Genomic DNA, 26520 nt, shown 5'->3' on the forward strand with positions numbered 1-26520 from the left:
GTAGAATCGGGGGATCATGGCGACTTTCGGCACCCTCTCAGACCGGCTTACCGAGACCTTCCGCAACCTCCGCAAGAAGGGGCAGCTGACGCCCGCGGATGTCGACGGAACGGTCCGCGAGATCCGCCGCGCACTGCTCGACGCCGACGTGGCGCTGCCCGTCGTCAAGGAGTTCACCGCGAAGGTGCGCGAGCGCGCACTCGGCGACGAGGTGAACCGCGCGCTGAACCCGGCGCAGCAGGTCGTGCAGATCGTCAACGAGGAGCTCGTCGCGATCCTGGGCGGACAGCAGCGTCGGCTGCAGTTCGCCAAGAACCCGCCCACGGTGATCATGCTCGCGGGCCTCCAGGGCTCGGGCAAGACGACGTTCGCCGGCAAGCTCGCGAGGATGCTCGAGAAGGACGGCCACACGCCGCTCCTCATCGCCGCCGACCTCCAGCGCCCCAACGCGGTGAACCAGCTCCAGGTCGTGGCCGAGCGCGCCGGTGCCGCGATCTACGCGCCGGAGCCGGGCAACGGCGTGGGAGACCCTGTGCGGGTCGCGCGCGACGGCGTGGAGCACGCCCGCCGGCAGCAGCACGACATCGTCATCATCGACACCGCGGGTCGACTCGGCGTCGATGCCGAGCTCATGAAGCAGGCCGCCGACATCCGCAGGGCGACGGACCCCGACGAGGTGCTGTTCGTCATCGATGCGATGAGCGGCCAGGATGCCGTCAACACGGCGAAGGCCTTCCAGGAAGGCGTCGACTTCACCGGTGTCGTGCTCTCCAAGCTCGACGGCGACTCGAAGGGCGGCGCGGCCCTCTCGGTCACGAGCATCACGGGCCGTCCGATCATCTTCGCGTCGACGGGAGAAGGGCTCGACGATCTCGAGGCGTTCCACCCCGACCGCATGGCGAGCCGCATCCTCGACCTCGGCGACATCCTGACCCTCATCGAGCAGGCGCAGCAGGCCTTCGACGAGGACGAGGCCATGAAGATGGCCGAGAAGCTCGCGACGGAGACCTTCACGCTGGAGGACTTCCTCGAGCAGATGCAGCAGATGAAGAAGATGGGCTCCATGAAGAAGATGCTCGGGATGCTCCCGGGCATGGGGTCGATGAAGGACCAGCTCGAGAACTTCGACGAGCGCGAGATCGATCGCACCGAGGCGATCATCCGGTCGATGACCCCGGGGGAGCGGCGCAACCCCAAGGTGCTCAACGGCTCCCGGCGGCTGCGCATCGCCCGCGGTGCCGGCATGACGGTCACCGACGTGAACCAGCTCGTGCAGCGGTTCGACCAGGCGGCGAAGATGATGAAGACCGTCGCACGCGGCGGCATGCCGAACATCCCCGGCATGGGTCCCATGCCCGGTGCGCGTCCCGGTGCCTCCGCGAAGCGCGGCAAGCAGCCCAAGGCGAAGGGCTCGCGCTCGGGCAATCCGGCCAAGCGCGCCGCGGAGAACGCCGGCATCGCTGCCGCGCCGGTCGTTCCCACCGGCTCGGGCTTCGGCCTGGGCGGCGGCGCAAAGGGCGCTCCCAACGAGGCCGACCTCGCCGAGCTGCAGAAGCTCCTCGGCAAGGGCTGATCCGCGCGGCGCGTCCGGACCCGGCCGCTGCGCGCTGAGCCCTCGTCCGCGCGTCAGTGCCCGAGCGTGGAGAGGTGCTCGCGCAGCGTCGGCCCCGAGCGGAACTCGCGGATGAGGTGCTTCACGACCTCGCGCAGATCGCCGTCCGCGGCGTCCGCCACGAGCAGCTGGCGCTCATAGCTGGCACCCTGGTCGAGCGTGGTGGCGATGCCGGACAGCTCCCGCGCGCACTTGAGCTCCACCGCGATGTCGCCGAGCTCCTCGAGCACCTGACGCAGGTGCTCGGTCACCGGGACCTGGGTGCCTTCGCGGTCGACGATCACCCGTGCCTCGAGCCCGTACCGGGCGGCGCGCCACTTGTTCTCCCGCACGAACCAGGGCTGGAGGGTCAGCAGCTCCCGGCCCTCGTCGAGCTGGCGCGAGAAGTGCTCGACGAGCACTTGGACCAGCGCCGCCACCGCGGCGAGCTCGGGAAGCGTCGACATGCCGTCGCACGCGCGGACCTCGATCGTTCCCCAGCGGGGAGCCGGGCGGATGTCCCAGCGCACCTCGGTGGCGTCCTCCAGGACCCCGGTGCCCACGAGGTCGTCCAGATACCCCTCGAACTGGCTCCAGTCGTCGAGCGGCCAGGGGAGTCCGGCCGTCGGGAGCTGCTGGAACACCAGTGACCGGTTCGACGCGTACCCCGTGCGCTCTCCGGCCCAGAACGGGCTCGACGCGGAGAGCGCCTGCAGATGGGGGAGAAAGGCGGCGAGGGCGTTGATGATCGGGAACACCTTGTTGACGTCGTCGACGCCGACGTGCACGTGGATGCCCCAGATCATCATGTTGCGGCCCCACCACTGCGTGCGCTGGATGAGCTTGTGGTACCGGGTCTTGTCGGTGACGCGCTGGTCGAACCACTGGGCGAAGGGGTGGCTCCCCGCACAGAGCAGCTCGATGTCCCGCGGGGTGGTCGCCGTGCGGAGCGCCGCGATCGCGTCGGCGATGTCGTCCGTCGCGGCCGCGACGGTGTCGCCGACCCCACTCGTGACCTCGACCGTGTTGGTGAGGAGCTCGCCGGTGATCGTGTAGCGCTCGTGGCTGGTGAGCTCTTCGAGCTCCTCGAGGATCTCGGGCGCACGGGGCGCGAGATCGCCGGTCTCACCGTCCGCGAGCATCAGCTCCCACTCGAGGCCTACCGAGGAACGGGCGGAGGTCGCGAAGGGCACCGTCATTGGCACAGTTTGCCACGCGGATGCCCCGGAGCCGGTCGGTTCGCAGCGCACGCTGTCATCTGGCAGAATAGAGGGTCGGATCACCTGCTCGACCCTCTATCCAGCAGGTAGGTCCTCCTCTGAGCTTCCGCCGGGTGTGCACCCCACTCTCCAGGCGATCGGTTCGTACCTCTACACACAATTCAGGAGAATCGTGGCTGTCAAGATTCGTCTCAAGCGCCTGGGCAAGATCCGCGCGCCGTACTACCGCATCGTCGTCGCCGACTCGCGCACCAAGCGCGATGGTCGTGTCATCGAGGAGATCGGCAAGTACCACCCCACCGAGGAGCCCTCGTTCATCGAGGTCGACTCCGAGCGTGCGCAGTACTGGCTCAGCGTCGGCGCCCAGCCGACAGAGCAGGTTCTCGCGCTCCTCAAGCTGACCGGCGACTGGGGCCAGTTCAAGGGCGACAAGAACGCCGTCTCCACCGTGCGCGTCGCCGCGCCGAAGGAGCCGTTCGAGATCGACGCCGCCAAGAAGTCGGTCGTCAAGCCCAAGGTCGAGAAGAAGGTGGAGGCTCCGGCCGAGACCTCCGCTGACGAGGCTGCCGAGCCGGCCGCCGAGTCGACCGAAGCGTAGTCCGTTGCTGGCTGCCGCGCTCGAGCATGTCGTCAAGGCGATCGTCGATCACCCTGACGCCGTGCGCATCGACTCGTCCACGTCGCCTCGCGGCGACGTGCTCGAGGTGCACGTCCACCCCGACGACCGGGGTCGCGTGATCGGGCGCGGCGGCCGCACGGCCAAAGCCCTGCGCACCCTCATCAGCGCGCTCGCCGACGGCCGGCGCGTCCGCGTCGACGTCGCGGACGACTGAGGTGGCAGGCGAAACGGAGGACTCGGGCGTGAACCCGGAGTCTTCACCGAAGGACACGGCTGCCCCGCCGTCCGGCAAGACGCAGCTGCGCGTCGGGCGCCTCGTCAAGGCCCACGGCCTCAAGGGCGCGATCAAGCTCGAGCTCTACACCGACGATCCCGCCGGTCGCTTCGCGCCGGGCGCCACCTTCACGCTGCAGGTGCCGGAGTCCTCTCCGTGGCACGGCAAGTCGCTCACGGTGCGCGAGTTCCGGTGGATGAACAGCCACCCGGTGGCATTCTTCGACGGAGTCGATGACCGCGATGCCGCCGAAGAGCTGATCCGCGCGATCCTCTGGATCGATCAGGACACGCAGTCCGCTCCCGCCGAGGAGGACGCGTGGTTCGATCACCAGCTCGTCGGCCTCGACGTGGTGCGTGATGGCCAGACCGTCGGCCGCGTCATCCGTGTCGATCACATGCCCGCTCAGGATCTGCTGATCGTGCGCATGAGTTCGACGGACGCCCACGCCGAGGCGCGCGAGGTGCTCGTCCCGTTCGTCAAGGCGATCGTGCCTGAGGTCGACATCCCGGCCGGTCGTGTCGTGGTGACGCCGCCTCCCGGTCTCTTCGAAGACCTCGCGGGCGACGACGGCGACGAGGACGCCGAGCAGGGCGATGCTGAGCAGGGCGACGCCGATCAGCAGGACTGAGCCGTCGCGGGGGCTCACAGCCGCTCTCGGCACAGCGTGAGCCCGATGTGATCCGCCGGTAACACCCGGCACGACCGGGTGGAACATGCCTCGGGGATCATCGGGGCATGGGCACCATCGCACAGACGTCGGAGCCGCGCGTCAGCGCGCCGCCGACCGACGTGCGCACGGTGTGCTCGTACTGCGGCGTCGGCTGCGGGATCACGGTCTCCACCGGGCCCTCGGAGTCGGGCGACGGGTCCACCGTCACCAAGACCGTCGGCGACAAGGCTCACCCGGCGAACGCCGGCCGCCTCTGCACGAAGGGCGCGACGCACGTCGACCTGATGCACGCGCCGGGACGCATGTCCACGGCCTACATCCGCCCGGCCCGCGGTGAGGCCGCCGTGCCCGCCCCGATCGACACGGCCATCGCCGAGGCCGGTGCGCGGCTGCGGGCCATCGTGGACGAGCACGGCCCCGATTCGGTGGCCGTCTACGTCTCGGGCCAGATGTCCATCGAGGCGCAGTACCTCTCCAACAAGCTCGTCAAGGGCTACCTGCGCGGCCTGCACATCGAGTCCAATTCACGCCTGTGCATGGCCTCGGCCGGCACCGGCTACAAGCAGTCCCTCGGCGCCGACGGTCCGCCCGGGTCGTACGAGGACATCGACCGCGCCGACCTCTTCTTCGTCATCGGCTCGAACATGGCCGACTGCCACCCGATCCTGTTCCTCCGGATGGCCGACCGTCTCAAGCAGGGCGCGAAGCTCATCGTCGTCGACCCCCGGCGAACCGCGACCGCCGATCGCGCCGACCTCTATCTGCCGATCGCGCCCGGCACCGACCTGGCCCTTCTCAACGGCCTGCTCCACCTCCTGGTGACGGACGGGAGCATCGACACGGACTTCATCGCCGCCCACACCGACGGCTGGGACGGGATGCCGGAGTTCCTCGCCGAGTACGATCCGGCGCGGGTCGCCGAGGTCACCGGCCTCGCAGAGGACGACATCCGCACCGCCGCCCGGTGGATCGCCGAGGCCGGGGAGTGGATGACGCTCTGGACGATGGGTCTCAACCAGTCCACGCAGGGCACCTGGCACACGAACGCGATCTGCAACCTGCACCTGGCGACGGGCGCGATCTGCCGGCCGGGCAGCGGCCCGTTCTCGCTCACGGGGCAGCCGAACGCCATGGGCGGCCGTGAGATGGGGTACATGGGTCCGGGGCTCCCCGGTCAGCGGGCGGTCTTCAACCCCGCGGACCGGGCCTTCGTCGAGGACGTCTGGGGTCTCGCCCCCGGGACGATCCGCGACGAGGCCGGAACCGGCACGATCGACATGTACCGGTCGATGGCGGCCGGCGAGATCAAGGCCGCGTGGATCATCTGCACCAACCCGGTGGCGTCCGTCGCGAACCGCGCCTCGGTGATCGCGGGGCTCGAGGCGGCCGAGCTCGTGATCGTCCAGGACGTGTTCACCGAGACCGCGACCAACGCGTACGCCGACATCCTGCTGCCCGCGACCCTGTGGGTCGAGTCGGAGGGCGTGATGGTCAACAGCGACCGCACGATGACCCTCGTGCAGCGGGCGACCGAGGCGCCGGGCGATGCGCTGCCGGACTGGCTCACCATCTGCCGCGTCGCGCAGGCGATGGGCTTCGCCGAGGGATTCGCGTTCGGAAGCGCCGAGGAGGTCTTCGACGAGATCCGCCGCTTCTGGAACCCGCAGACAGGGTGGGACGTCCGCGGCGTCAGCTACGACCGCCTCCGCCGAGGACCGGTGCAGTGGCCGGCGCCCGCCGGTGATGTCGAGGACCGGCATCCGATCCGCTACGTCAACGACGGCGTCAGCCAGAGCCTGCACCGCCACGCGGACGGCAGCGTGCCCCGGCTGGCGTTCGCGACCCCATCGCGTCGTGCCCAGTTCTTCGCCCGCCCGCACCTCGGGCCGAGCGAGCTCCCCGACGACGACTTCCCCTGGATCCTCAACACGGGCCGCTTGCAGCACCAGTGGCACACCATGACGAAGACCGGCAAGGTCGGCAAGCTCATGCGCCTGAACCCCGATCCCTTCGTCGAGATCCATCCGCAGGATGCCGAGGCGCAGGGCATCGCCGCCGGAGACCTCGTCGAGATCGCCTCGCGTCGCGGGCGCGTCGTGCTGCCGGCGGTGCTCACCGACCGGGTCCAGCCCGGCGGATGCTTCGCGCCGTTCCACTGGAACGACGAGCACGGCGAGTACCTCACGGTGAACGCTGTGACGAGTGACGCCGTCGATGCGGCCTCGCTGCAGCCGGAGTTCAAGTTCGCCGCGGTCTCGCTCCGCCGAGTCGGCCCGCCGCCGACGGCGAGCCAGGATTCCACGAGCGAGCAGCGGATGCCGCAGCCCGGCGTCGCCCGCGACGTGCTCGCCACCGCGGGCATCGCGGCGGGCGGCACGCCCGTGCTGACCGAGGCCGAGGGCGCCTACGTCTCCGGTTTCCTCTCCGCCCTCGAGGCCGCGCCGATGGGGGCCGGCCTCGTGCCCGTCCTTCCCGGGTCGGCGCCGCTGCGTCAGGTGTCACGCGCGTGGTTCGACGGGGTCCTCGCGGGACTGTACTCGCGGTCGCCGCTCGCGGTGCCGGTCGCCGCCGCCGCGCGGGACGAGGTCACGGTGCTGTGGGGCTCGCAAACGGGCAACGCGGAGGAGGTCGCCGCGACGTGCGCCGCGACCCTGACCGCACGCGGCATCCCGGCCCGCACCGTGAGTATGGTCGAGATGTCGCTCGCCGAACTGGCGGCCGTGCGCACGCTCCTCGTCGTGACCTCGACCTTCGGCGACGGCGGGCCGCCCGACAACGCCGCGGATCTCTGGGCCGACCTCACCGGCGACGACGTCCCGCCCCTCGCAGAGCTGGACTACGCGGTCTTCGCCATCGGCGACTCGAGCTACGACGACTTCTGCGGCCACGGGCGCGGCATCGACCTCCGGCTCGGTGCCCTCGGGGCGACGGCGCTGCTGCCGCGTGTGGACTGCGAGCCCGACTACGCCGAGCCCGCCGCGGCGTGGCTCGAGCAGGTCATCTCGACGCTGACGGCCGGGGACGCCGCATCCGCTGCCCTTCCCGAGGTCGCCGCCCTGCCGGCGACCCGGCGCCTGTTCACGCGCAGCAACCCGGTACGGGCCGCGCTCGTGACGAACACGCTGCTCAGCGGCGCAGGTTCCGCCAAGGAGGTGCGGCAGTTCGGATTCGACCTCTCGCACGCCGGTGTGTCGTACGAGGCGGGGGACTCGCTCGGCGTCGTCTGCGCCAACGCGCCGAGCATGGTCTCGGAGTGGCTCGCGGCGACGGGGCTCGCGCCGCGCACCGTGGTCGAGTTCGAGGGCCAGGAGCGCTTCCTCGAGGAGGCGCTCGAGTCCCACCTCGACATCACCCGCATCACACCCGATCTGCTGGCCTTCGTCGCCGAGCGCAATCCCGACCCGACGCTCGCCGCGCTGCTGCGCCGTGAGAACAAAGGCCGCCTCGAGCAGTACCTCTGGAGCATGCACGCGGTGGATCTGCTGCACGCCTTCCCCGTCCGCACCGACGCGGAGGACTGGATGACAGTGCTCAAGCGCCTGCAGCCGCGCCAGTACTCGATCTCCTCCAGCCCGAAGACGAGCCCGGACGAGGTGCAGCTGACCGTTTCGGTCGTGCGATTCGAGACCGAGACCGGACGTCGCCGCGGCGGTGTGGCCTCGACGTTCCTCTCCGATGTGGCGGGCGACTCGCCGGCTCCCGTCTACCTGCAGCGCTCGGCGCACTTCCGCGCTCCGGACTCTCCCGACACGCCGATGATCATGATCGGCCCCGGCACCGGCATCGCGCCGTTCCGGGCCTTCCTGCACGACCGGCGCGCCGACGGCCACCGCGGACGCAACTGGCTCTTCTTCGGGGAGCAGCACGAGGCGACCGACTTCTACTACCGCGATGAGCTCGAGGAGATGCGCGAGGACGGGATCCTCACGCGCATGGACCTCGCCTTCTCGCGCGATCAGCGTCAGAAGATCTACGTGCAGGACCGCATGGTCGAGCACGGGCTGGAGCTGTGGCGCTGGCTGCAGGACGGCGCCCATCTGTACGTGTGCGGAGACGCGAGCCGGATGGCCAAGGACGTCGACGACACGCTGACGACGATCGCGCAGCGGCACGGCGGCCTGTCCGAGGACGCAGCTGCCGAGTACAAGAAGAGCCTCGTGGCGCAGAAGCGCTACGTCCGCGACGTGTACTGAGCCCACTGCCGCTGCCCATCCCCGCCTGGTTGCTCGGGGGCCTGGTTGCTCGCGGCTCTCCGCCGCGCACGCCGAAGCGGGCCGCACCCGGTGTGGATGCGGCCCGCCTCGAAGGCGTGGATCAGATGCGCTGGCCCGCGAGCGACTTCCGCGGCACCACGTACACCAGCACCGTCAGGATCATCAGGGCGACGTAGGCGGCCACGAATCCGTAGAACGCTGCGGTGTATCCGCCCGTGGCGAGCTGTGAGGCGTTGAGCACCTGCGGAACCAGGAAGCCGCCGTAGGCGCCGATCGCCGAGATGAGCCCGAGGGCGGCCGCGGCCTTGCGCTGGATCTTGATCCCGGCGGGGGTCCCCGGCAGCGCCTGGGTGGCGATGCCGCGAGCGGCGAAGATGCTCGGGATCATGCGGTAGGTCGAGCCGTTGCCCATGCCCGTGGCGGCGAACAGCACCAGGAAGCAGCCGAGGAAGACCCAGAAGCTCTGGAGCGGGAGCGTCCAGATGAGGGACAGGGCTCCGAGCGCCATGACCGCGAACGCCCCGACGGTGACGCGCGCCCCGCCGAAGCGATCCGCCAGCCGGCCGCCGAACGGACGGGCGAGGGAGCCGACGAGGGCGCCGAGGAAGGCCAGCGTGATCGAGGCCTGCCCGAGCTGGAAGGTCGAGAACGCCGGGAACAGGTCGGCGATGAGCTTGGGGAAGACGCTGGCGAAGCCGATGAACGAGCCGAACGTGCCGATGTACAGCAGGGCCATCAGCCACAGGTGCGGCTCTCGCAGCGCCGCGGCCGAACCACCGAAGTCGGCCTTCGCCGAGGACAGGTTGTCCATGTAGCGCCACGCGCCCCACATCGCGACGAGGATCAGCGGGATCCACATCCAGCCCGCGAGCGCGATGTTGAGCGTCGACGCCGCGCCGATGGTGACCACGATGGGCACGGCCAGCTGAGCGACCGCGGTGCCGAGGTTGCCGCCGGCGGCGTTCAGGCCGAGCGCCCAGCCCTTCTCCTTCTGCGGGAAGAAGTAGGTGATGTTCGCCATGGAGCTGGCGAAGTTGCCGCCGCCCATGCCGCCGAGGGCCGCGACGAGCAGGAGCACGCCGAACGGGGTCTCGGGGTTGGATACGACGAAGCCCAGGAGCACGGCGGGGATGAGCAGCAGCCCCGCCGAGACGATCGTCCAGTTGCGACCGCCGAAGATCGCCACCATGAACGTGTACGGGAAGCGCAGGGTGGCGCCGACCAGGCTCGGCACCGAGATCAGCCAGAAGAGCTGCGAGCTGGAGAGGTCGAAGCCGGCCGCCGGCAGCATCACGACGACGATGCTCCACAGCTGCCAGATGATGAAGCCGAGGAACTCGGCGAAGATCGACCAGCGCAGGTTCCGGCCGGCGATGGCGCGCCCGCCGGCCTGCCAGAAAGTCGTGTCCTCGGGGTTCCAGCCGTCGATCCAGCGACCCGGCCGATGGGTGAGGACGACCGGCGCGGACGCCGGCGGCGGAGCTGCGACGTCCGTCGTGGACGGAGTGACTGTCGTGGTCATGGCGCCTCCTGCTTTGAGTGTGCCTTCACCGTATGAAGGGCGTGTTTCGGCGCCTGCCCCCGGGCGGTTACTTCTCGGTCACGCGTGGGTCACGCCGCACCGGTGCGCCCCGTTAGGGTCTGGTCACACATCGGAAACATGGGCGGATGCCTAGACTCGAACCCATGCGCGTCGACATCGTCACGATCTTCCCGGCGTTCTTCGACGTACTCGACGTCTCGCTGATCGGGAAGGCCCGCGACCGCGGCATCCTCGACATGCAGGTGCACGATCTGCGCGAGTCGGCGCACGATCGCCATCGCACCGTCGACGACACCCCGTACGGCGGCGGAGCGGGCATGGTGATGAAGCCCGAGCCGTGGGGCGAGGCGCTGGACGCCCTCCTCACCGAGGAATCGGTGCTGCTCGTCCCGTCGCCCGCCGGCGAGGTCTTCTCGCAGGCGATGGCCCGCGAGCTCGCGGCGGAGAAGCACCTCGTGTTCGCGTGCGGCCGCTACGAGGGCATCGACCAGCGCGTCGTCGATCACTACGCCGAGCGCGGGCGCGTGCGGCTCGTCAGCCTCGGCGACTACGTGCTCAACGGCGGCGAGGTCGCCGCGATGGCGGTGGTCGAGGCGGTGTCCCGGCTCGTTCCCGGCGTGGTCGGCAACCCCGAGAGCCTCGTCGAGGAGTCGCACGAGGACGGCCTGCTCGAGTATCCGAGCTACACGAAGCCGGCGCTGTGGCGGGGTCACGAGGTGCCGCCGGTGCTGCTCAGCGGCAATCACGGCGCGATCGCGGCCTGGCGACGTGAGCAGAGCCTCGAGCGCACGCGCGCGAACCGCCCCGACCTGCTCGCCTGACGGGCTGCGTCAGGCCGTGGCCTCGGCGGGATCGAGGACGTTCAGCCGGTAGCCGCGCTTCACGACCGTCTTGATGAGATCCGGCACCGCCAGCGCTTCGCGCACCCGGGCGACGGCCATCTCGACCGCGTGGGTGTTGGCGCCCGACCTCGGCAGCGCGTTCTGCAGGCGCTGACGCGACACCACTCCGCCGCCGGCCTCGAACAGGGCGGCGAGGATGTCGGTGCCCGTCCGTGACAGCGGCACGTGGACGCCGTCCAGCACGGCGCCGGTGCTGCGCAGCTCGAGGCGTCCGGCCGTGGTGGGCAGCCACGCGGCGTGGCCGCCGCCGAAGTGCGTCACCACTGCGCGCACCAGGGAGCCGAGTCGCCCCCGCTCGGCGATCAGCGGCGTGATCCCGACGTCGACGAGTGGCCCGGCGGTGATCGGGCCGACCGCGGCCATGAGCACGCGTCCGCCGGCGGCCAGGTCCACGATGTCGTCGAGGACTCCCTCGCGTGCCGCCGCCGCAAGCCATTCGGCCGCGCCCGGGGCGGAGGTGAACAGCACGGCGTCGACCTCGCCCTGCGCGGTCGACGTGACCGAGCGGCACACGGCCGCGGCGTCCGGCGGGGGTCCCCAGCGGTAGACCGTGAGGCTCACGACGTCCGCGCCTGCCTCCTCGAACAGCTCATCCAGGCCGTCGGCACCGGAGCCGTGGTGCTGCACCGCGATGCGGCGACCCGCCACCCCTTCGGCGAGGAGGTACTCGCCGAGCTCGACCGAGGTCTCGGACTCGGCGACCCAGTCGGCGGTGAGGCCTGCCTGCTGGATGGCTCCGCGCGCCTTCGGTCCGCGTGCGACGATCTGCGCGCTCGCGATGGCCGCCTGGAGATCATCGAGCAGTCCCGCCTCGTCGGCCGCCTCCATCCAGCCGCGGAAGCCCACGCCGGTCGTGACGACCACGATCTCGGGCCGCTGAGCGATGAGCTCCCGCGTGCTGGCGATCAGCGCGTCGTCGTCGATGTGCGGCACGATCGTCAGGGCCGGGGCGTGCCGTACCACCGCACCGTGCCGCTCCAGCGCGGCCGCGAGCTCGAGTGAGCGCCGATCGACGGCGATGACGATCGTGCAGCCGCCGAGCGCGGCGGAGAGGGGCGGGCGTTCGGAGATCGTCACCTGGTGCTGCCACCGGCCATTTCTCGCTCGGGGAGGAGGAGTCCGGCACGCGCGACGTCGCCGATCACGATGACGGCGGGGTTGCGCACGCCCGCCGCGGCCGCATCCGCGACCGCGTGGGAGAGCGTCGTTCGAGTGGTGCGCTGCTGCGGGGTGTGGCCCTGTTCGATGATGGCGATCGGGCGGTCCGCCGGCACGCCCGCGGCACGCGCGGCATCGACCAGACGGGGGAGCGCGGCGACGCCCATCAGCACGACCGTCGTGACGGTCTCGTCGGCGAGCGCCGCGAGGGTCGCCGGAGTCGTCTGCGCCTGCCCGTTGACGACATGGACGGATGCCGCGGTCCCGCGATGGGTGACCGGGATGCCGGCCGCCTGCGGCACCGAGACCACGCTGGTGAGTCCTGGGACGACCTCGACCGGGATGCCGGCCTCGAGGCACGCCGAGACCTCCTCGCCGCCGCGGCCGTAGACGAAGGGATCGCCGCCCTTCAGCCGCACCACGCGCTTGCCCGCGCGGGCGTGCTCCACGAGCAGCGCGTTGATCTCCGCCTGCGGCACGGGGTGGTGGCCGGGGCGCTTGCCCACGTCGATGATCTCGACCTCGGGGTCGAGCTCGGCGAGCACGTCCGTCGGGCTGAGGCGATCGGCCACGACGACGTCCGCCTCGGCGAGCAGCCGTCGTCCGCGGATGGTCATGAGGTCGGCGGGACCAGGCCCGCCGCCGACGAGGTCGACACGGCCCTGCGGCGTGGCGCGGCGCCGGCGGAGCGGAAGGGTGCCCCGGCGGAGCAGGTCGGCGACGGCATCCCGCAGCCGCGCCGCGCGGCCGGGGTCGACGCCCGCGTCGGACACCACGCCGACGATCACGTCGCCGGAGCGGGTCTCGGCAGCCAGGCGGGCCGATCCGTGAGCGCCGTCGGAGGCATTGATGCACAGCACGCGCCGCCGCTCGCAGGTCGCGGCGACATCGGCGTCGGCCCGGGCGTCCCCGGTCGCGGTGTGGACCAGCCAGGCGCCGGCTACATCGGCCGCGCGGGCACGGCGGGGGAGCCAGGTCAGCTCGTGCGCGTCGACCAGCTCCCGCACGGCGTCGGTGAGCTCGGGGGCGATGACCGTGACGTCGGCGCCGTCGGCGAGGAAGCGCTCGAGCCGGCGGGCCGTGACCGAGCCGCCGCCGACCATCACGACGGACCGGCCGGCGAGCGAGACGCCCAGCATCGTGGTCATGACGCCGCCTCCCACCGCACCAGCACGTCGCCGTCGCTCACGGCCACGGGCCAGACGTGGAGTCCGATGGGCTCCTTGCCCTGCGTGTCGAGGCAGGCGCCGGTGCGCAGGTCGAACACCTGCTTGTACATCGGCGAGGCGATGGTCGGGGCATCCTGACGGGTGCCGACGATGCCGCGCGAGATGACGTTCGCGCGGCTGTACGGGTCGAAGTTCGACACGGCGTGCACGCGGCCGGGCTTCCCGTCGGCTCCGTGCAGCAGGAACAGGGCGATCTGGGTGCCCCCGAGCAGGGCGGCGCGGCCGCGCTCGACCTCGAGGTCGCTCACGGCGCACACGCGCACCCATCCGCTCGGCGGCGCATCGGCGGCCGTGGTCTGCGGGTCGACGAGCGTCATCGGCGCACCTCCAGGATCGTTCCGGCGATCAGGACGCCGCCGCTCTCGCGCTCCGCTTCGGTGGCAGGACGGCCCTGACCGCGCTCGGCGGTGTAGGCGAGCGAAGGGTCGGGGGTGGTCGGGGCGTTGACGAAGGAGGCGAATCGGCGGACCTTCTCGGGGTCCTCCAGCGTCGCCTTCCACTCGTCCTCGTAGGAGTCGACGTGGGTGGCCATGGCCGCGTCCAGGTCGGCGCAGATGCCGAGGCTGTCGTCGAAGATCACCGCGCGCAGGGCGTCGATCCCGCCTTCCAGGTCCTCGAACCACGGCGCGGTGCGCTGGAGGCGGTCCGCGGTGAAGATGTAGTACATCAGGAACCGGTCGATCGCGGTGAGCAGCTCCTCGTCGCTCAGACCCTCGGCCAGGAGCACGGCGTGGCGAGGCGTGAAACCGCCGTTGCCGCCGACGTACATGTTCCAGCCCGCCTCGGTGGCGATGACGCCGACGTCCTTGCCGCGCGCCTCGGCGCACTCGCGGGCGCAACCCGAGACCCCGAGCTTGATCTTGTGCGGCGAGCGGAGGCCGCGGTAGCGCAGCTCGAGCTGCACGGCCATGCCCACGGAGTCCTGCACGCCGTAGCGGCACCAGGTGGATCCGACGCAGGACTTCACGGTGCGCAGCGACTTGCCGTAGGCGTGGCCGGACTCGAAGCCGGCATCGACGAGGCGCTTCCAGATGTCGGGGAGCTGCTCGAGGCGTGCGCCGAACAGGTCGATGCGCTGGCCGCCGGTGATCTTCGTGTAGAGCCCGAAGTCCTGCGCGACCTGGCCGATCACGACGAGTCCCTCGGGGGTGACCTCGCCGCCGGGGATGCGCGGGACGACCGAGTAGCTGCCGTCCTTCTGGAGGTTCGCCATGACGTGGTCGTTGGTGTCCTGCAGGGTGGCGTTCTCGCCGTCGAGCACGTGCTTGCCCACGAGCGTCGACAGGATGCTGGCGAGCGCGGGCTTGCAGATGTCGCAGCCGCGCCCGACGCCGAAGCGCTCGATGACCGCGCTGAAGGTGGACAGCCCCGACACGCGGACGGCATCGAACAGCTGCCGGCGCGACATGTCGAAGTGCTCGCACAGCGCGTTGCTGAGCGCGGCGCCGGACTTGGCGAGCTCGGTCCCGACGATCTTCTTGACCATCATCACGCAGGAGCCGCACGCGGCCCCGGCCTTGGTGCACGACTTGATCGCCGCGACGTCGCTGCAGCCCTCCTCGTGCACGGCGTGGCGGATGGCGCCGGCGGTCACGCTGTTGCACGAGCAGACCAGCGCCTCGTCGGGAAGCTCGCCGGTCGGCGCCGCGACGCCGCCCTCGGGCATCAGGTACGCCGCGGGATCGCCGCCGAGTGCCCCGCCGACGAGCGGGCGGAGTGAGCCGTACGCCGACGCGTCGCCGACGAGGATGCCGCCGAGCAGGGTCTTCGCGTCGTCCGACAGCACGAGCTTCTTGTAGACGCCCGCCACGGGGTCGGCGTAGACGACGTCCAGCGCACCGGGCGTGGTGGCGAAGGCGTCGCCGAAGCTCGCCACGTCGACGCCGGAGAGCTTGAGCTTGGTCGAGAGATCGTAGCCGGGGAAGGATGCCTCGCCCCCGAGCAGCCGGGTGGCCGCGACCTCCGCCATCGCATAGCCCGGCGCGACCAGGCCCACGCACATGCCGTCGAAATTGGCGACCTCGCCGATCGCGAGGACCCGCGGGTCGGAGGTGTGGCACCCGTCGTCGATGAGCACGCCGCCGCGCTCGTGAACCGCGAGATCCGCGCTCCGGGCGAGTTCGTCGCGGGGGCGCACCCCGACGGTGAACACGACGACGTCGGTGCGCTCGTAGGTGCCGTCGCGGAACTCGAGCCCGGTCACCTGGCCGCTGCGGTCGGGGTCGAGCCGCGTGGTGATCGTGTCGGTGCGCACGCGGATGCCGCGCGCCTCGATGAGGCGGCGCAGCGAGTTTCCGCCCGAGAGGTCCAGCTGAGCCGACATGAGGCGGTCGGAGGACTGCACGACCGTGGGGGAGACGTCGAGTCCCTGCAGCGCCCCCGCGGCCTCGAGGCCGAGCAGGCCGCCGCCGATGACCGTCCCGGTGAGCGGCCGGCCGAGCTCGCGGGTGCGCTTCTCGACGAAGGCCCGCAGCTTCTCGACGTCGTCGAGCGTGCGGTAGACGAAGCAGCCGTCCAGCCCGAAGCCGTCGACGGACAGACGTGCGGCATACGACCCGGTCGCGAGGACGAGTCGGTCGTACGCGACGCTGAGGCCGCTCTTGGTGGTGACGCGGCGCGCGGTGCGGTCGATGCGAGCGGCGGCGTCGCCGCGCACGAAGCGGAGGCGCTCGTCTCCGTCCAGCACCGAGCGGTCGAGGGTCAGGTCATCGGGCGACGCCCCGCCGAAGAACCCCGTGAGCCCGACGCGATCGTAGGGGTGGCGCGGCTCCTCGCCGATGAGGGTCACCCGCCAGTCCTCGCCGGCGCGGCTCAGCAGGCTCTCGACGAACCGGTGAGCCACCATCCCTGCGCCCACCACGACGACATGCCTGCCGGGGCGGGGGGTGGGCTCCATGCCGTCACCGTACGCGGGCGATGTTGCGGGCGAGTCAGCGCCATGTTTCGGGCTCTTGACGACGGCGGTGCGGTCGTTCGCCGCGGTGCGGGGTGATTCCTCGGTCATGGCGTCTCCTGATCGACGGAAGATCTCTCGGTGACCCTCACGGTAGGAGAGCGGTGTTTCGACGCCCGGCCATCGCCGGTTACCTCGAGCGAACGTTTCCCTCACACCGTCCGGCCGCCTGATGTGAGGTTCCGGAGGCGCCGTCGAGCAGGACGCGCCCGCTCATTACCCCACGGCGCCCCGATCCCGCCACCCCGGGCTGCGGCATCCGATTCCTCGATATCGTGAGGTCTCGCCGACTTGGAGGTCCCATGCAGATCTGGCCCGGCTCGTCCTACCCGCTCGGAGCCACGTTCGATGGGAACGGGACGAACTTCGCGGTGTTCAGCGAGGGGGCCGAGCGCGTCGAGCTCTGCCTGTTCGGCGATCGCGGCAAGGAGACCCGCGTCGATCTCGTCGACGTCGACGCTTTCGTCCACCACGGCTACGTGCCCAGCGTTCAGCCCGGCATGCGCTACGGCTATCGGATCCACGGGGAGTTCGACCCTGCGAAGGGCAAGCGGTTCAACCCGTCGAAGCTGCTGCTCGATCCCTACGCCAAGGCCGTCGACGGGCAGATCGAGTGGGGTCAGCCGGTGTTCGGCTACACGTTCGGCGACCCTGACTCGCGCAACGACGAGGACTCGGCGCGCCACCAGATGCTCGGGGTCGTCGTCAATCCGTTCTTCGACTGGGCCGGCGACCGGCTGCCGAAGACGCCCTACTCCGAGTCGCTGATCTACGAGGCTCACGTGCGGGGCCTGACGATGCGGCATCCGGCGATCCCCGACGAGATCCGCGGCAGCTACAGCGCGATCGCGCACCCGGCGATCATCGAGCACCTGCACAAGCTCGGCGTCACCGCCATCGAGCTGATGCCGGTGCACCAGTTCGTCGACGATTCGATCCTCCAGGAGAAGGGGCTCTCGAACTACTGGGGCTACAACACCATCGCGTTCTTCGCGCCGCAGAACACCTACGCCTCGACGGGCCAGCGCGGCCAGCAGGTGCAGGAGTTCAAGGGGATGGTGAAGGCGCTGCACGCCGCGGGCATCGAGGTGATCCTCGATGTCGTCTACAACCACACGGCGGAGGGGAACCACCTCGGTCCGACGCTCTCGATGCGGGGCATCGACAACGAGGCCTACTACCGGCTGGAGGACAAGGACAAGCGGTACTACACCGACTACACCGGCACGGGGAACAGCCTCAACGCGGGGAACCCGCACACGCTCCAGCTGATCATGGACTCGCTGCGCTACTGGGTGCTGGAGATGCACGTCGACGGCTTCCGGTTCGACCTGGCCTCCACGCTCGCCCGGGAGTTCTACGAGGTGGACAAGCTGTCGACCTTCTTCGAGCTCGTCCAGCAGGATCCGGTGGTCTCGCAGGTCAAGCTCATCGCCGAGCCCTGGGATGTCGGGCCCGGCGGGTACCAGGTCGGCAACTTCCCCCCGCAGTGGACCGAGTGGAACGGCAAGTACCGCGACACGGTGCGCGACTTCTGGCGAGGAGAGCCGGCGACCCTCGGCGAGTACGCGTCCCGCCTGACGGGGTCGGCCGATCTGTACGAGCACTCCGGACGCCGCCCGGTGGCGTCGATCAACTTCGTCACCGCCCACGACGGCTTCACGCTGCGCGATCTCGTCTCGTACAACGACAAGCACAACGAGGCCAACGGCGAGGACAACCGCGACGGCGCAGACGACAACCGGTCGTGGAACGGCGGCGTCGAGGGGCCGACCGACGATCCGGAGGTGCTGAGGCTGCGGGCTCGGCAGCAGCGCAACTTCATCGCGACGCTGATGCTGTCGCAGGGGGTGCCGATGCTGTCGCACGGCGACGAGCTCGGTCGCACCCAGAACGGCAACAACAACGGGTACGCGCAGGACAACGAGACGACGTGGGTGGATTGGGAGGCGGCCGATCAGCCGCTGATCGAGTTCACGGCCGCCATGGCCCGCCTCCGCCGGCTGCATCCGACGTTCCGCCGCCGCCGGTTCTTCGACGGCCGGCCGGTGCGCCGAGAAGAGGGGGCGCCGATCCCCGACATCGTGTGGGGACGGCCGGACGGCACCCAGATGCAGCCGGAGGACTGGGACTCCGGGTTCGGGCGCGCGGTCGCGGTGTTCCTCAACGGCGACGGCATCCGCGAGCGGGACCGCCGCGGGCAGCCGATCTCCGACAGCCACTTCTTCATCCTCTTCAACGCCGGCGACGAGGCCGTGGACTTCGTGATCCCGGCGGTGGAGTTCAGCCCCGAGTGGGACGTGCTCATCGACACCGCGGGCGAGCGCGCCGACGGCGCCCCGATCGAGCCGGGAGCCATCGTCCGCGTCGAGGCACGGTCGCTCATGGTGCTGCGCGAACATGAGCTCGCCGAGGTCGAGCCCGATCACTCGGTGGCCGCGTCCCTGGCGGTGGCCCCGTCCCCGGCCACCGACGACATGCCCGGCGCCGCCCCGAAGGCCGAGATCGAGCATTGACGGAGGCGGACATGGCCCCTGCGCGGTCCCCACGCTCCACGTACCGGCTTCAGGTCCGGCCGTCGTTCACGCTCGAGCACGCGGCGGCGCTCGCCGACTACCTGCACGATCTCGGCGTTGACGCCGTCTACCTGTCGCCCGTGCTGACGAGTTCCGGCGGCTCGGATCACGGCTACGACGTCGTCGATCCGGGCGCGGTGGACCCCGCGCGCGGGGGAGCGGACGGGCTCGACGCCGCGGCCCGGGCGTTCCACGATCGGGGGCTCCGCGTCCTCGTCGACATCGTGCCCAACCACGTCGGCGTCGCACGCGCCGAGGAGAACGCCTGGTGGTGGGACGTGCTGGCCCATGGCGCCGGGTCGCGCTTCGCGCACTACTTCGACATCGACTGGGAGTTCGGCGCCGGCAAGCTGCGGGTGCCCGTCCTCGGCGAGAGCCTCGCCGACGCGGCGGCGTCAGGTTCCCTGCGCGTCGAGGGCGGCGAGCTGCGCTACCACGACCATCGGTTCCCGCTCGCGCCCGGAAGCCGTGCAGACGGCGACGAGGTCCTCGAGGTGCACGGGCGCCAGCACTACGAGCTGATGGACTGGCGGCGCGAGGCGTACGACCTCAACTACCGCCGGTTCTTCGGGGTGTCGAGCCTCGCCGCGCTCCGCGTCGAGGAGGACGACGTGTTCGACGCGGCGCACGCGGAGGTGGCGCGCTGGATCGGCGACGGACTCGTGGACGGGCTGCGCATCGACCATCCCGACGGGCTGAGGGCGCCGGTCGACTACCTCGAACGCCTCGCAGCCCTGAGCGGTGGCGCCTACACGCTGGTCGAGAAGATCCTCGAGCGCGGCGAACAGCTGCCCCAGTTCTTCGCCGCGGACGGCACGACCGGCTACGACGCCCTGGCCGAGTTCGACCGCGTGTTCGTCGACGCGGCCGGTGAGACCGGTCTGGACGAGCTCGACCGCCGGCTGCGCGCCGCGACCGGCCTGGAGCCGAACCCCGGGTGGGAGCCGCTGATCGCGAGCACGAAGCGCGCAGTGGCCGACGGCATCCTGCAGTCCGAGGTGCGCCGCCTGGAGCGCGAGCTCGCTCTGCCCCGCGACGATGTCGCCGATGCGCTCGCCGAGCTGCTGGCGAACTTCCCCGTCTATCGCTCGTACCTGCCGGCGGGCGCCGAGCACCTCGAGCGGGCCGCGGCACACGCGCGCGACCGGCGCCCCGATCTGGCGGAGGCCATCGACGCGGTGCTGCCGTCGCTCGGCGATCCGCGGCATCCGGCCGCCCTTCGCTTCCAGCAGACGAGCGGCATGGTCATGGCCAAGGGGGTCGAGGACACCGCCTTCTACCGCTTCACCCGGCTCGGCACGCTGACCGAGGTGGGCGCCGACCCGTCGCAGTTCGCTCTCTCGGTCGAAGAGTTCCATCGCGCCCAGGCGCTGCGTCAGGCCGTCTGGCCGCACACCATGACGACGCTGTCGACGCACGACACCAAGCGCGGCGAGGACGTACGTGCCCGGCTCTCCGTGCTCGCCGAGATCCCCGATCGGTGGGGCGACGTGCTGGACGAGCTGCGGGATGCCGCCACCACCGGCGACGGACCCTTCGATGCGCTGCTGTGGCAGGCGATCGTCGGAGCGTGGCCGGCATCCCGCGAACGACTGCACGCCTATGCCGAGAAGGCGTCGCGCGAGTCCGGCGAGGCGACGTCCTGGCTCGCGCCCGACGAGGCGTTCGAGCGGGGCATGCACGCCCTCGTCGATCGGGTCTTCGACGACGCCGATCTCCGTGCTCGCGTCGAGTCCTTCGTCGCGGAGATCGAGCCCGCCGGCTGGTCCAACGCGCTCGGCGCCAAGCTCCTGCAGTTGGCCGGTCCGGGCGTGCCCGACGTCTACCAGGGCAGCGAGCTCTGGGAGCAGAGCCTCGTCGACCCCGACAACCGGCGCACCGTCGACTTCGACGCTCGCCGCCGGCTGCTCGGAGCGATCGACGGCGGGGAGCAGCCCTTGGTCGACGGCTCCGGGGCGGTGAAGCTGCTCGTGACGTCGCGGACGCTGCGGCTGCGGCGGGAGCGGCCCGAGCTGTTCACCCGCTACACGCCGGCCACCGTCGTCGGGCCCGCCGCGCACCATGCCGTCGCGGTGGACCGGGGCGGCGCACTCGTGGTCGCGACGCGCCTGCCGATCGCCTTGGCGGCACGGGCGGCGCGGTCGGGGACAGGCTGGGGGGACACCACCTTGCTGAGACACGCCGGACCCACGACCGACGTCTTCACGGGTCGGCGCTTCCAGGGAGCCATCCGCCTGGCCGAGCTGCTCGACCTCTACCCGGTGGCACTGCTCGTGGCGGAGGAGACGTGATCCCCGAGGTGTGGGCGCCGCGGGCATCCCGTGTCTCGCTCCGGGTGCCGACGCGCGGCGCGGACGTCCCGCTCGCCCGCGACGGCGCGGGGTGGTGGCGTGGTCCGATCGCGCTCGAGCCGGGTGAGCGGTACGGCTTCGTGATCGACGACACCGCGGCGGCGCGCCCGGACCCGCGCTCGCACCGTCAGCCCGACGGGGTTCACGGCCTGAGCGCCGTATTCGACCCCGCGCATCTCGAGTGGCGCGACGCCGCCTGGACCGGTCGCCAGCTCGCCGGGTCCGTGATCTACGAACTGCACGTCGGCACCTTCACGCCCGAGGGGACGCTGGATGCCGCCGCCCGCCGCCTCGATCACCTCGTCGACCTCGGCATCGACCTCGTCGAGCTGCTGCCGGTCAACGCGTTCAACGGCACCCACAACTGGGGCTACGACGGCGTCCTCTGGTACGCCGTGCACGAGGCCTACGGCGGTCCGGAGGCCTATCAGCGCTTCGTGGACGCCTGCCACGCGCGCGGCCTCGGGGTCATCCAGGACGTCGTCTACAACCACCTCGGCCCGAGCGGCAACTACCTGCCCGAGTTCGGCCCGTATCTGCGGGACGCGCAGCGCACCACGTGGGGATCCTCGGTGGATCTCGACCAACCCGAGGTGCGCGACTACATCGTCGACAACGCCCTCATGTGGCTGCGCGACTTCCACGTCGACGGCCTGCGGCTCGACGCCGTCCATGCGCTGCACGACAGCTCGCCGACGCACATCCTCCAGGAGCTCGCCGAGCGCGTCGACGCACTGAGCGCCCAGCTGGGCCGGCCGCTCACGCTCATCGCCGAGTCCGACCTCAACGACGCCCGCCTCATCACCGCACGCGAGGCGGACGGCTACGGGCTGACGGCGCAGTGGAGCGACGACTACCACCACGCGCTCCACGTTGCGGTGACCGGCGAGACGACGGGCTATTACGCCGACTTCGCCCCGCTGTCGGCCCTCGCGAAGGCGGCGACCCGCGGCTTCTTCCATGATGGCACGTGGTCGAGCTTCCGAGGTCGCGAGCACGGCCGTCCGATCGACCCCCGCATCCCGGTGTGGCGGCTCGTCGTCTTCGCTCAGGACCACGACCAGATCGGCAATCGGGCGGCCGGCGACAGGCTCTCGCAGACCCTCGACGAGGGCGGCCTCGCGATCGCCGCGGTCCTCACGGTCCTCGGACCTTTCACGCCCATGCTCTTCATGGGCGAGGAGTGGGCGGCCACCACGCCGTGGCAGTTCTTCACGTCGCACCCCGAGCCCGAACTCGGCGAGGCAACCGCGCGGGGGCGCATCGAGGAGTTCGCCAGGATGGGCTGGGACGAGTCCGTCGTGCCCGACCCCCAGGATCCCGAGACCTTTCGACGGTCGAAGCTCCGCTGGGAGGAGACGGATGCCGCGCCCCACGCCCGCATGCTGCACCTCTACCGCGAGCTCATCGCCCTGCGCCGCCGGACGCCCGCGTTCACGGACCCTGGCTTCGACGCCCTGTCGGCCGAGGCGGACGAGGAGCGGCGGTGGTTCCGGCTGCGCCGCGGGACCGCGGAGATCCTCGTCAACTTCGGGAACGAGGACCTGTCGCTCACCGTCGGCGACGGCGCGGTTCCGGCCCTGGCGACGGATCCGGCCGTCGCCGTCGTGCGGGGATCGCTGCTGCTTCCGCCGCGCAGCGCGGCGGTCATCGTCGCGGTCTGACGGTCCGCGTCAGTTCACTCCGAGCCAGGACCGGTCCGTGAGGATGATCGGGCCGTCCTCGGTGATGGCCACCGTGTGCTCGGAGTGCGAGCCGCGAGAGCCGTCGACCGAGCGCAGCGTCCACCCGTCCGGGTCGGTGACGAGCTCGTCGGTGGTCTGCAGGAGCCAGGGCTCGAGTGCGACCACCAGCCCGGCACGCAGGGGGTAGCCGCGTCCGGCCTTGCCGTCGTTGGGAATGTGCGGGTCGCCGTGCATGATGCGGCCGACCCCGTGCCCGCCGAAGTCCGTGTTGATCGAGTAGCCGCCCTCGTGGGAGACGGCGGCGATCGCAGCCGAGATGTCGCCGATGCGGTGCTGCACCGTCGCGGTGCGGATGGCGGCATCCAGTGCCCGCTCGGTGGTGTCGATGAGTGCAAGATCCTCGTCGCGCGCGGTCCCGACGACGAACGAGACCGCCGAGTCTGCGACCCAGCCGTCCACCGAGACGGCGAAGTCGAGCGAGACCAGGTCGCCGTCGCGGAGCGTGTAGTCGTGGGGGAGCCCGTGCAGCACGGCGTCGTTGACGGAGGTGCAGATCACCTTGCCGAACGGGCTGGCGCCGAACGACGGGTGATAGTCGATGTAGCAGGACTCGGCTCCCGCCCGGCGGATGAGGTCGTGAGCCCGACGGTCGATCGAGAGCAGGTTGGTGCCCACCTTCGTCTCGTCGCGCAGCGTCGCCAGGGTCTCGGCGACGAATCGCCCCGCGGGCTTCATCGCTTCGATCTCAGCGGGTGTGCGCAGCTCGATCATCGTGGTCCTCTCGTCGTCTCCATTCTGTCGGACGTCTGCGCTCCGGGCTGTGAGGATGCCCCGTGACCCACCGGACACCGTGCCACCGCGGTGCCGACGGGCGTACCATTCAAGCCATGTGGCTTCGTCGCGCATTCTTCTGGTGGATGATCCCCGCCGCGTTCGTGCTGCCCGTCTGGCTGCTCGTCGGCTGGGCCGCGTTCAACGCCGGTGGCTGGGCGTTCCTGTGGGTGCTGTTCCTCGCCATCCCCGGCGTCTTCCTGTGGCAGCTGCTGCTCACGCTGCTGGTGCGCGCACGCGGCACCGTCCGAGCGCATCGTGCGGTCTCGTGGTGGGACGTTCTCGGCTTCTCCGTGTGGCACCTGCTGGTGCTATCGCTCGGCTTCTTCAACCAGGCCTGGTGGGCACCGGTCATGGTCGTGACCGTGCTCGTGGGGATCGGGGTCTTCTGGCTCGCGCTGTGGCAGCTGTGGCGTGAGGCGAAGCCGTCGCGCATCGTGATGCACACGGTCGACGGCGTCGCGTACCTTCCGCCGATGCAGGAGCGGCCGGAGGGGGTCGTGCAGGACGTCATCATCGTCAACGAGAAGCAGGGCCGGTCCGCCCCCTGATCGTTTTGGCCGGGCGCGTCATCCATGGCAGAATGGATGATTGTGCCCTGACCAGGTTCTGCCTCAGGGGAGCCAGCCGTCCGGTGTGATGCCGTCGGCTTCGGGCACCGACATCCTTTTCAATCACTTCCCGTAGTCGACCTGTGGCGGCTGCAGAGAGACTCGATCATGCAGATCCTCGATTCGGTCGACGCGGCTTCGCTCCGCTCCGACATCCCCGTCTTCAACGCCGGCGACACCGTCAAGGTGCACGTCAACATCACCGAGGGCAACCGCTCGCGCATCCAGGTCTTCCAGGGTGTCGTCATCGGCCGCTCGGGTGACGGCGTTCGCGAGACCTTCACGGTCCGCAAGATCAGCTTCCAGGTGGGCGTCGAGCGCACCTTCCCGGTGCACAGCCCGGTGCTCGACCACATCGAGGTCGTCACCCGCGGTGACGTCCGCCGCGCGAAGCTCTACTACCTGCGCAACCTTCGCGGCAAGAAGGCCAAGATCAAGGAGAAGCGCGACCGCTGACGCTCTCTCGACCAAGCCCCGGACCATGTGGTCCGGGGCTTCGTCGTGTGCGCGGTCGATCCCCGCTGGCAACGTTCCGCGAAGTCCCGGCCGCGGCACGTCTCGGCCCGAGGAATGTGGGACCCTTGAGACAGGCCCTCCGATCCGCGGCGTGCCGGTGGAGGATCCCGAATGACGACCGAGACGACGGCCTCAGCCGAGCCGACACCCTCGCAGCCGTCGGCCGGTGAGGCGACCATCCACCGCCGCCGCCGCGGCTGGCTGACGTTCCTGCGGGACGTCCTGGTGATCATCCTGATCGCGGTGCTGGTCTCGTTCCTCGTCAAGACGTTCCTGGTGCGGTCGTTCTACATCCCCTCGGGTTCGATGGAGGACACGCTCCACATCAACGACCGCATCCTGGTCGACGAGATCACCCCCCGGTTCGGCTCCTACGACCGCGGCGACATCGTGGTGTTCCAGGATCCGGGCGGCTGGCTCCCGCCGAGCAGCGAGCCTGCCAGACCCCCCGTCATCGAGGCCGTCGACTGGGTGCTCTCGCTCGTCGGACTTTCGGCCCCCGACAGCGACGACCACCTCGTGAAGCGCATCATCGGGCTTCCCGGCGATCACGTGGTGTGCTGCAACCCTCTCGGGCAGGTCACCATCAACGGCGTGCCCGTCGATGAGACGGACTACATCAAGCTCCCGTCCGGCGAGTCCGCGGCGTCGGGCGACCCCTTCGACATCGTCGTGCCCGAGGAGAGCCTCTGGGTGCTGGGCGACAACCGCTACCGGTCGAAGGACTCCCGCTACAACCAGGATCAGCCGGGCAAGGGGTTCGTGCCCCTCGAGAACGTCGTCGGACGCGCATTCCTCGTGACCTGGCCGCTCGATCGGTTCGGGATGCTCGACTTCCATCACGACGACTTCGCCGGCGTCCCCGAGCCCTCCGCGGAGGAGCCCGCTCGATGACCGTCGCCGAGCCGCGCCTGACGCTGGAGCGGAAGCTCCTCCAGGAGCATGCGATCGTGATCGCGTGTGATGAGGTGGGCCGGGGCGCGCTCGCGGGGCCCGTGGCGGTGGGTGCTGCGGTGATCGATGCGGCCCGCTCGCGCAAGCGCATCCCGCTCGGACTGCGTGACTCCAAGCTCGTGCCCGAGCCCAAGCGCGCCGACGTCGCCGCACGAGCAGCCTCGTGGGTGTCGGCGAGCTCGGTCGGCTGGGCGAGTTCGGCGGAGATCGACGAGGTCGGGATCATCCGGGCACTGGGGCTCGCCTCCATTCGGGCGATCGCCGATCTGCGGGCGCTCGGCGTCGTGCCCGAGGACGCCATCGTGATCCTCGACGGCAACTACGACTACATCACCGCCGCGGGTGCCCGAGGGCTCCGCGTTCGGCCGGTCATCAAGGCCGACCGCGACTGCGCGTCGGCGGCCGCGGCATCCGTCATCGCCAAGGTGGCGCGCGACGCGCTGATGACGCAGCTGCACGATGAGCTCCCCGCCTACAATTGGGCCCGCAACAAGGGCTACGCGAGTCCGGACCATCGTGAAGCCATCCGCGAGCACGGCATCAGTGCCCACCACCGCGCCACGTGGTCGATGGGCGATGCCCCCACGCTGTTCTGATCGGCCGGCCACCGACCGAGAGCG

General features: G+C 70.6%; 20 protein-coding genes. 13 read left to right on the forward strand and 7 right to left on the reverse strand.

Going from position 1 to position 26520, the window contains the following annotated elements; translation table 11 throughout:
- Positions 1–16: 16 nt before the first annotated feature.
- Positions 17–1573 carry a signal recognition particle protein gene (ffh, locus tag SOM19_RS08310; protein WP_320486061.1) on the forward strand — a complete coding sequence of 519 codons (1557 nt, stop codon included), beginning with the start codon at positions 17–19 and terminating at the stop codon, positions 1571–1573.
- Positions 1574–1626: 53 nt separating this feature from the next.
- Here ffh and SOM19_RS08315 read toward each other — a convergent pair whose 3' ends face one another.
- The gene (locus SOM19_RS08315; RefSeq protein ID WP_320486062.1) at positions 1627–2790 is read right to left on the reverse strand and encodes a glutamate--cysteine ligase; all 1164 of its coding nucleotides are present in this window, start codon (positions 2788–2790) and stop codon (positions 1627–1629) included.
- Positions 2791–2983: 193 nt separating this feature from the next.
- Here SOM19_RS08315 and rpsP point away from each other — a divergent pair, with 193 nt between their 5' ends.
- The 4 genes from rpsP (at position 2984) to SOM19_RS08335 (ending at position 8570) form a co-directional block, all read left to right on the forward strand.
- Complete coding sequence (gene rpsP, locus SOM19_RS08320) at positions 2984–3409, forward strand: 30S ribosomal protein S16 (RefSeq protein WP_320486063.1); 426 nt, start codon at positions 2984–2986, stop codon at positions 3407–3409.
- 4 nt (positions 3410–3413) lie between these two features.
- Positions 3414–3644, forward strand: a complete 231-nt coding sequence (locus SOM19_RS08325) for an RNA-binding protein (protein WP_320486064.1) — start codon at positions 3414–3416, stop codon at positions 3642–3644.
- A 28-nt stretch (positions 3645–3672) separates the two neighbouring features.
- Positions 3673–4335, forward strand: a complete 663-nt coding sequence (gene rimM / locus SOM19_RS08330; RefSeq protein WP_320486065.1) for a ribosome maturation factor RimM — start codon at positions 3673–3675, stop codon at positions 4333–4335.
- Positions 4336–4442: 107 nt separating this feature from the next.
- Complete coding sequence (locus SOM19_RS08335) at positions 4443–8570, forward strand: bifunctional nitrate reductase/sulfite reductase flavoprotein subunit alpha (RefSeq protein ID WP_320486066.1); 4128 nt, start codon at positions 4443–4445, stop codon at positions 8568–8570.
- Between the two features lie 121 nt (positions 8571–8691).
- Here the strand turns inward: SOM19_RS08335 and SOM19_RS08340 are convergent, their stop codons facing one another.
- Positions 8692–10113, reverse strand: a complete 1422-nt coding sequence (locus SOM19_RS08340) for an MFS transporter (protein ID WP_320486067.1) — start codon at positions 10111–10113, stop codon at positions 8692–8694.
- Between the two features lie 164 nt (positions 10114–10277).
- Here SOM19_RS08340 and trmD point away from each other — a divergent pair, with 164 nt between their 5' ends.
- The gene (gene trmD, locus SOM19_RS08345) at positions 10278–10955 is read left to right on the forward strand and encodes a tRNA (guanosine(37)-N1)-methyltransferase TrmD (protein WP_320486068.1); all 678 of its coding nucleotides are present in this window, start codon (positions 10278–10280) and stop codon (positions 10953–10955) included.
- Between the two features lie 9 nt (positions 10956–10964).
- Here trmD and SOM19_RS08350 read toward each other — a convergent pair whose 3' ends face one another.
- From SOM19_RS08350 to nirB, 4 genes are read right to left on the reverse strand one after another with little or no spacing between them, the layout of a single operon-like run.
- Positions 10965–12113 carry a uroporphyrinogen-III synthase gene (locus SOM19_RS08350; protein ID WP_414683632.1) on the reverse strand — a complete coding sequence of 383 codons (1149 nt, stop codon included), beginning with the start codon at positions 12111–12113 and terminating at the stop codon, positions 10965–10967.
- A complete protein-coding gene (gene cobA / locus SOM19_RS08355; RefSeq protein WP_320486069.1) occupies positions 12110–13342 on the reverse strand; it encodes a uroporphyrinogen-III C-methyltransferase in 1233 nt (410 codons plus the stop codon). The genes SOM19_RS08350 and cobA overlap by 4 nt, the downstream gene beginning before the upstream one ends.
- Positions 13339–13740 (reverse strand): nitrite reductase small subunit NirD, encoded by a 402-nt coding sequence (nirD, locus tag SOM19_RS08360; RefSeq protein ID WP_320486070.1) that lies wholly within the window; start codon positions 13738–13740, stop codon positions 13339–13341. The genes cobA and nirD overlap by 4 nt, the downstream gene beginning before the upstream one ends.
- The gene (gene nirB / locus SOM19_RS08365; RefSeq protein ID WP_320486694.1) at positions 13737–16319 is read right to left on the reverse strand and encodes a nitrite reductase large subunit NirB; all 2583 of its coding nucleotides are present in this window, start codon (positions 16317–16319) and stop codon (positions 13737–13739) included. The genes nirD and nirB overlap by 4 nt, the downstream gene beginning before the upstream one ends.
- A 359-nt stretch (positions 16320–16678) precedes the next feature.
- On the opposite strand from nirB, the gene glgX reads away from it, so the two are divergent.
- From glgX to treZ, 3 genes are read left to right on the forward strand one after another with little or no spacing between them, the layout of a single operon-like run.
- Complete coding sequence (glgX, locus tag SOM19_RS08370) at positions 16679–18892, forward strand: glycogen debranching protein GlgX (protein WP_320486071.1); 2214 nt, start codon at positions 16679–16681, stop codon at positions 18890–18892.
- Positions 18893–18903: 11 nt separating this feature from the next.
- A complete protein-coding gene (gene treY, locus SOM19_RS08375) occupies positions 18904–21243 on the forward strand; it encodes a malto-oligosyltrehalose synthase (protein WP_320486072.1) in 2340 nt (779 codons plus the stop codon).
- Complete coding sequence (gene treZ / locus SOM19_RS08380; RefSeq protein ID WP_320486073.1) at positions 21240–22967, forward strand: malto-oligosyltrehalose trehalohydrolase; 1728 nt, start codon at positions 21240–21242, stop codon at positions 22965–22967. The genes treY and treZ overlap by 4 nt, the downstream gene beginning before the upstream one ends.
- Positions 22968–22976: 9 nt before the next feature.
- On the opposite strand, the gene map is transcribed toward treZ, so the two are convergent.
- Positions 22977–23759 (reverse strand): type I methionyl aminopeptidase, encoded by a 783-nt coding sequence (gene map / locus SOM19_RS08385; protein WP_320486074.1) that lies wholly within the window; start codon positions 23757–23759, stop codon positions 22977–22979.
- Between the two features lie 116 nt (positions 23760–23875).
- Here map and SOM19_RS08390 point away from each other — a divergent pair, with 116 nt between their 5' ends.
- The 4 genes from SOM19_RS08390 (at position 23876) to rnhB (ending at position 26496) form a co-directional block, all read left to right on the forward strand.
- On the forward strand, positions 23876–24370 hold the full coding sequence (locus SOM19_RS08390; RefSeq protein ID WP_320486075.1) for an MFS transporter permease: 495 nt from the start codon (positions 23876–23878) through the stop codon (positions 24368–24370).
- Between the two features lie 168 nt (positions 24371–24538).
- Positions 24539–24886 (forward strand): 50S ribosomal protein L19, encoded by a 348-nt coding sequence (gene rplS / locus SOM19_RS08395; RefSeq protein ID WP_320486076.1) that lies wholly within the window; start codon positions 24539–24541, stop codon positions 24884–24886.
- 171 nt (positions 24887–25057) lie between these two features.
- The gene (lepB, locus tag SOM19_RS08400) at positions 25058–25840 is read left to right on the forward strand and encodes a signal peptidase I (RefSeq protein ID WP_320486077.1); all 783 of its coding nucleotides are present in this window, start codon (positions 25058–25060) and stop codon (positions 25838–25840) included.
- The gene (gene rnhB / locus SOM19_RS08405) at positions 25837–26496 is read left to right on the forward strand and encodes a ribonuclease HII (RefSeq protein ID WP_320486078.1); all 660 of its coding nucleotides are present in this window, start codon (positions 25837–25839) and stop codon (positions 26494–26496) included. The genes lepB and rnhB overlap by 4 nt, the downstream gene beginning before the upstream one ends.
- Positions 26497–26520 lie beyond the last annotated feature (24 nt).

Origin of the sequence: Microbacterium sp. CFBP9034, assembly GCF_034045255.1 — a bacterium.
Taxonomy (GTDB): domain Bacteria; phylum Actinomycetota; class Actinomycetes; order Actinomycetales; family Microbacteriaceae; genus Microbacterium.

Excerpts from the sequence above, each read along its gene's own strand:
- SOM19_RS08390 (WP_320486075.1), top strand. The coding sequence starts at position 23,876 with ATGTGGCTTCGTCGCGCATTCTTCTGGTGGATGATCCCCGCCGCGTTC.
- trmD (WP_320486068.1), top strand. The coding sequence starts at position 10,278 with ATGCGCGTCGACATCGTCACGATCTTCCCGGCGTTCTTCGACGTACTC.
- ffh (WP_320486061.1), top strand. The coding sequence starts at position 17 with ATGGCGACTTTCGGCACCCTCTCAGACCGGCTTACCGAGACCTTCCGC.
- SOM19_RS08340 (WP_320486067.1), bottom strand. The coding sequence starts at position 10,113 with ATGACCACGACAGTCACTCCGTCCACGACGGACGTCGCAGCTCCGCCG.
- SOM19_RS08315 (WP_320486062.1), bottom strand. The coding sequence starts at position 2,790 with ATGACGGTGCCCTTCGCGACCTCCGCCCGTTCCTCGGTAGGCCTCGAG.
- cobA (WP_320486069.1), bottom strand. The coding sequence starts at position 13,342 with ATGACCACGATGCTGGGCGTCTCGCTCGCCGGCCGGTCCGTCGTGATG.
- rplS (WP_320486076.1), top strand. The coding sequence starts at position 24,539 with ATGCAGATCCTCGATTCGGTCGACGCGGCTTCGCTCCGCTCCGACATC.
- glgX (WP_320486071.1), top strand. The coding sequence starts at position 16,679 with ATGCAGATCTGGCCCGGCTCGTCCTACCCGCTCGGAGCCACGTTCGAT.
- map (WP_320486074.1), bottom strand. The coding sequence starts at position 23,759 with ATGATCGAGCTGCGCACACCCGCTGAGATCGAAGCGATGAAGCCCGCG.
- treY (WP_320486072.1), top strand. The coding sequence starts at position 18,904 with ATGGCCCCTGCGCGGTCCCCACGCTCCACGTACCGGCTTCAGGTCCGG.
- nirD (WP_320486070.1), bottom strand. The coding sequence starts at position 13,740 with ATGACGCTCGTCGACCCGCAGACCACGGCCGCCGATGCGCCGCCGAGC.
- lepB (WP_320486077.1), top strand. The coding sequence starts at position 25,058 with ATGACGACCGAGACGACGGCCTCAGCCGAGCCGACACCCTCGCAGCCG.
- rnhB (WP_320486078.1), top strand. The coding sequence starts at position 25,837 with ATGACCGTCGCCGAGCCGCGCCTGACGCTGGAGCGGAAGCTCCTCCAG.
- SOM19_RS08335 (WP_320486066.1), top strand. The coding sequence starts at position 4,443 with ATGGGCACCATCGCACAGACGTCGGAGCCGCGCGTCAGCGCGCCGCCG.
- nirB (WP_320486694.1), bottom strand. The coding sequence starts at position 16,319 with ATGGAGCCCACCCCCCGCCCCGGCAGGCATGTCGTCGTGGTGGGCGCA.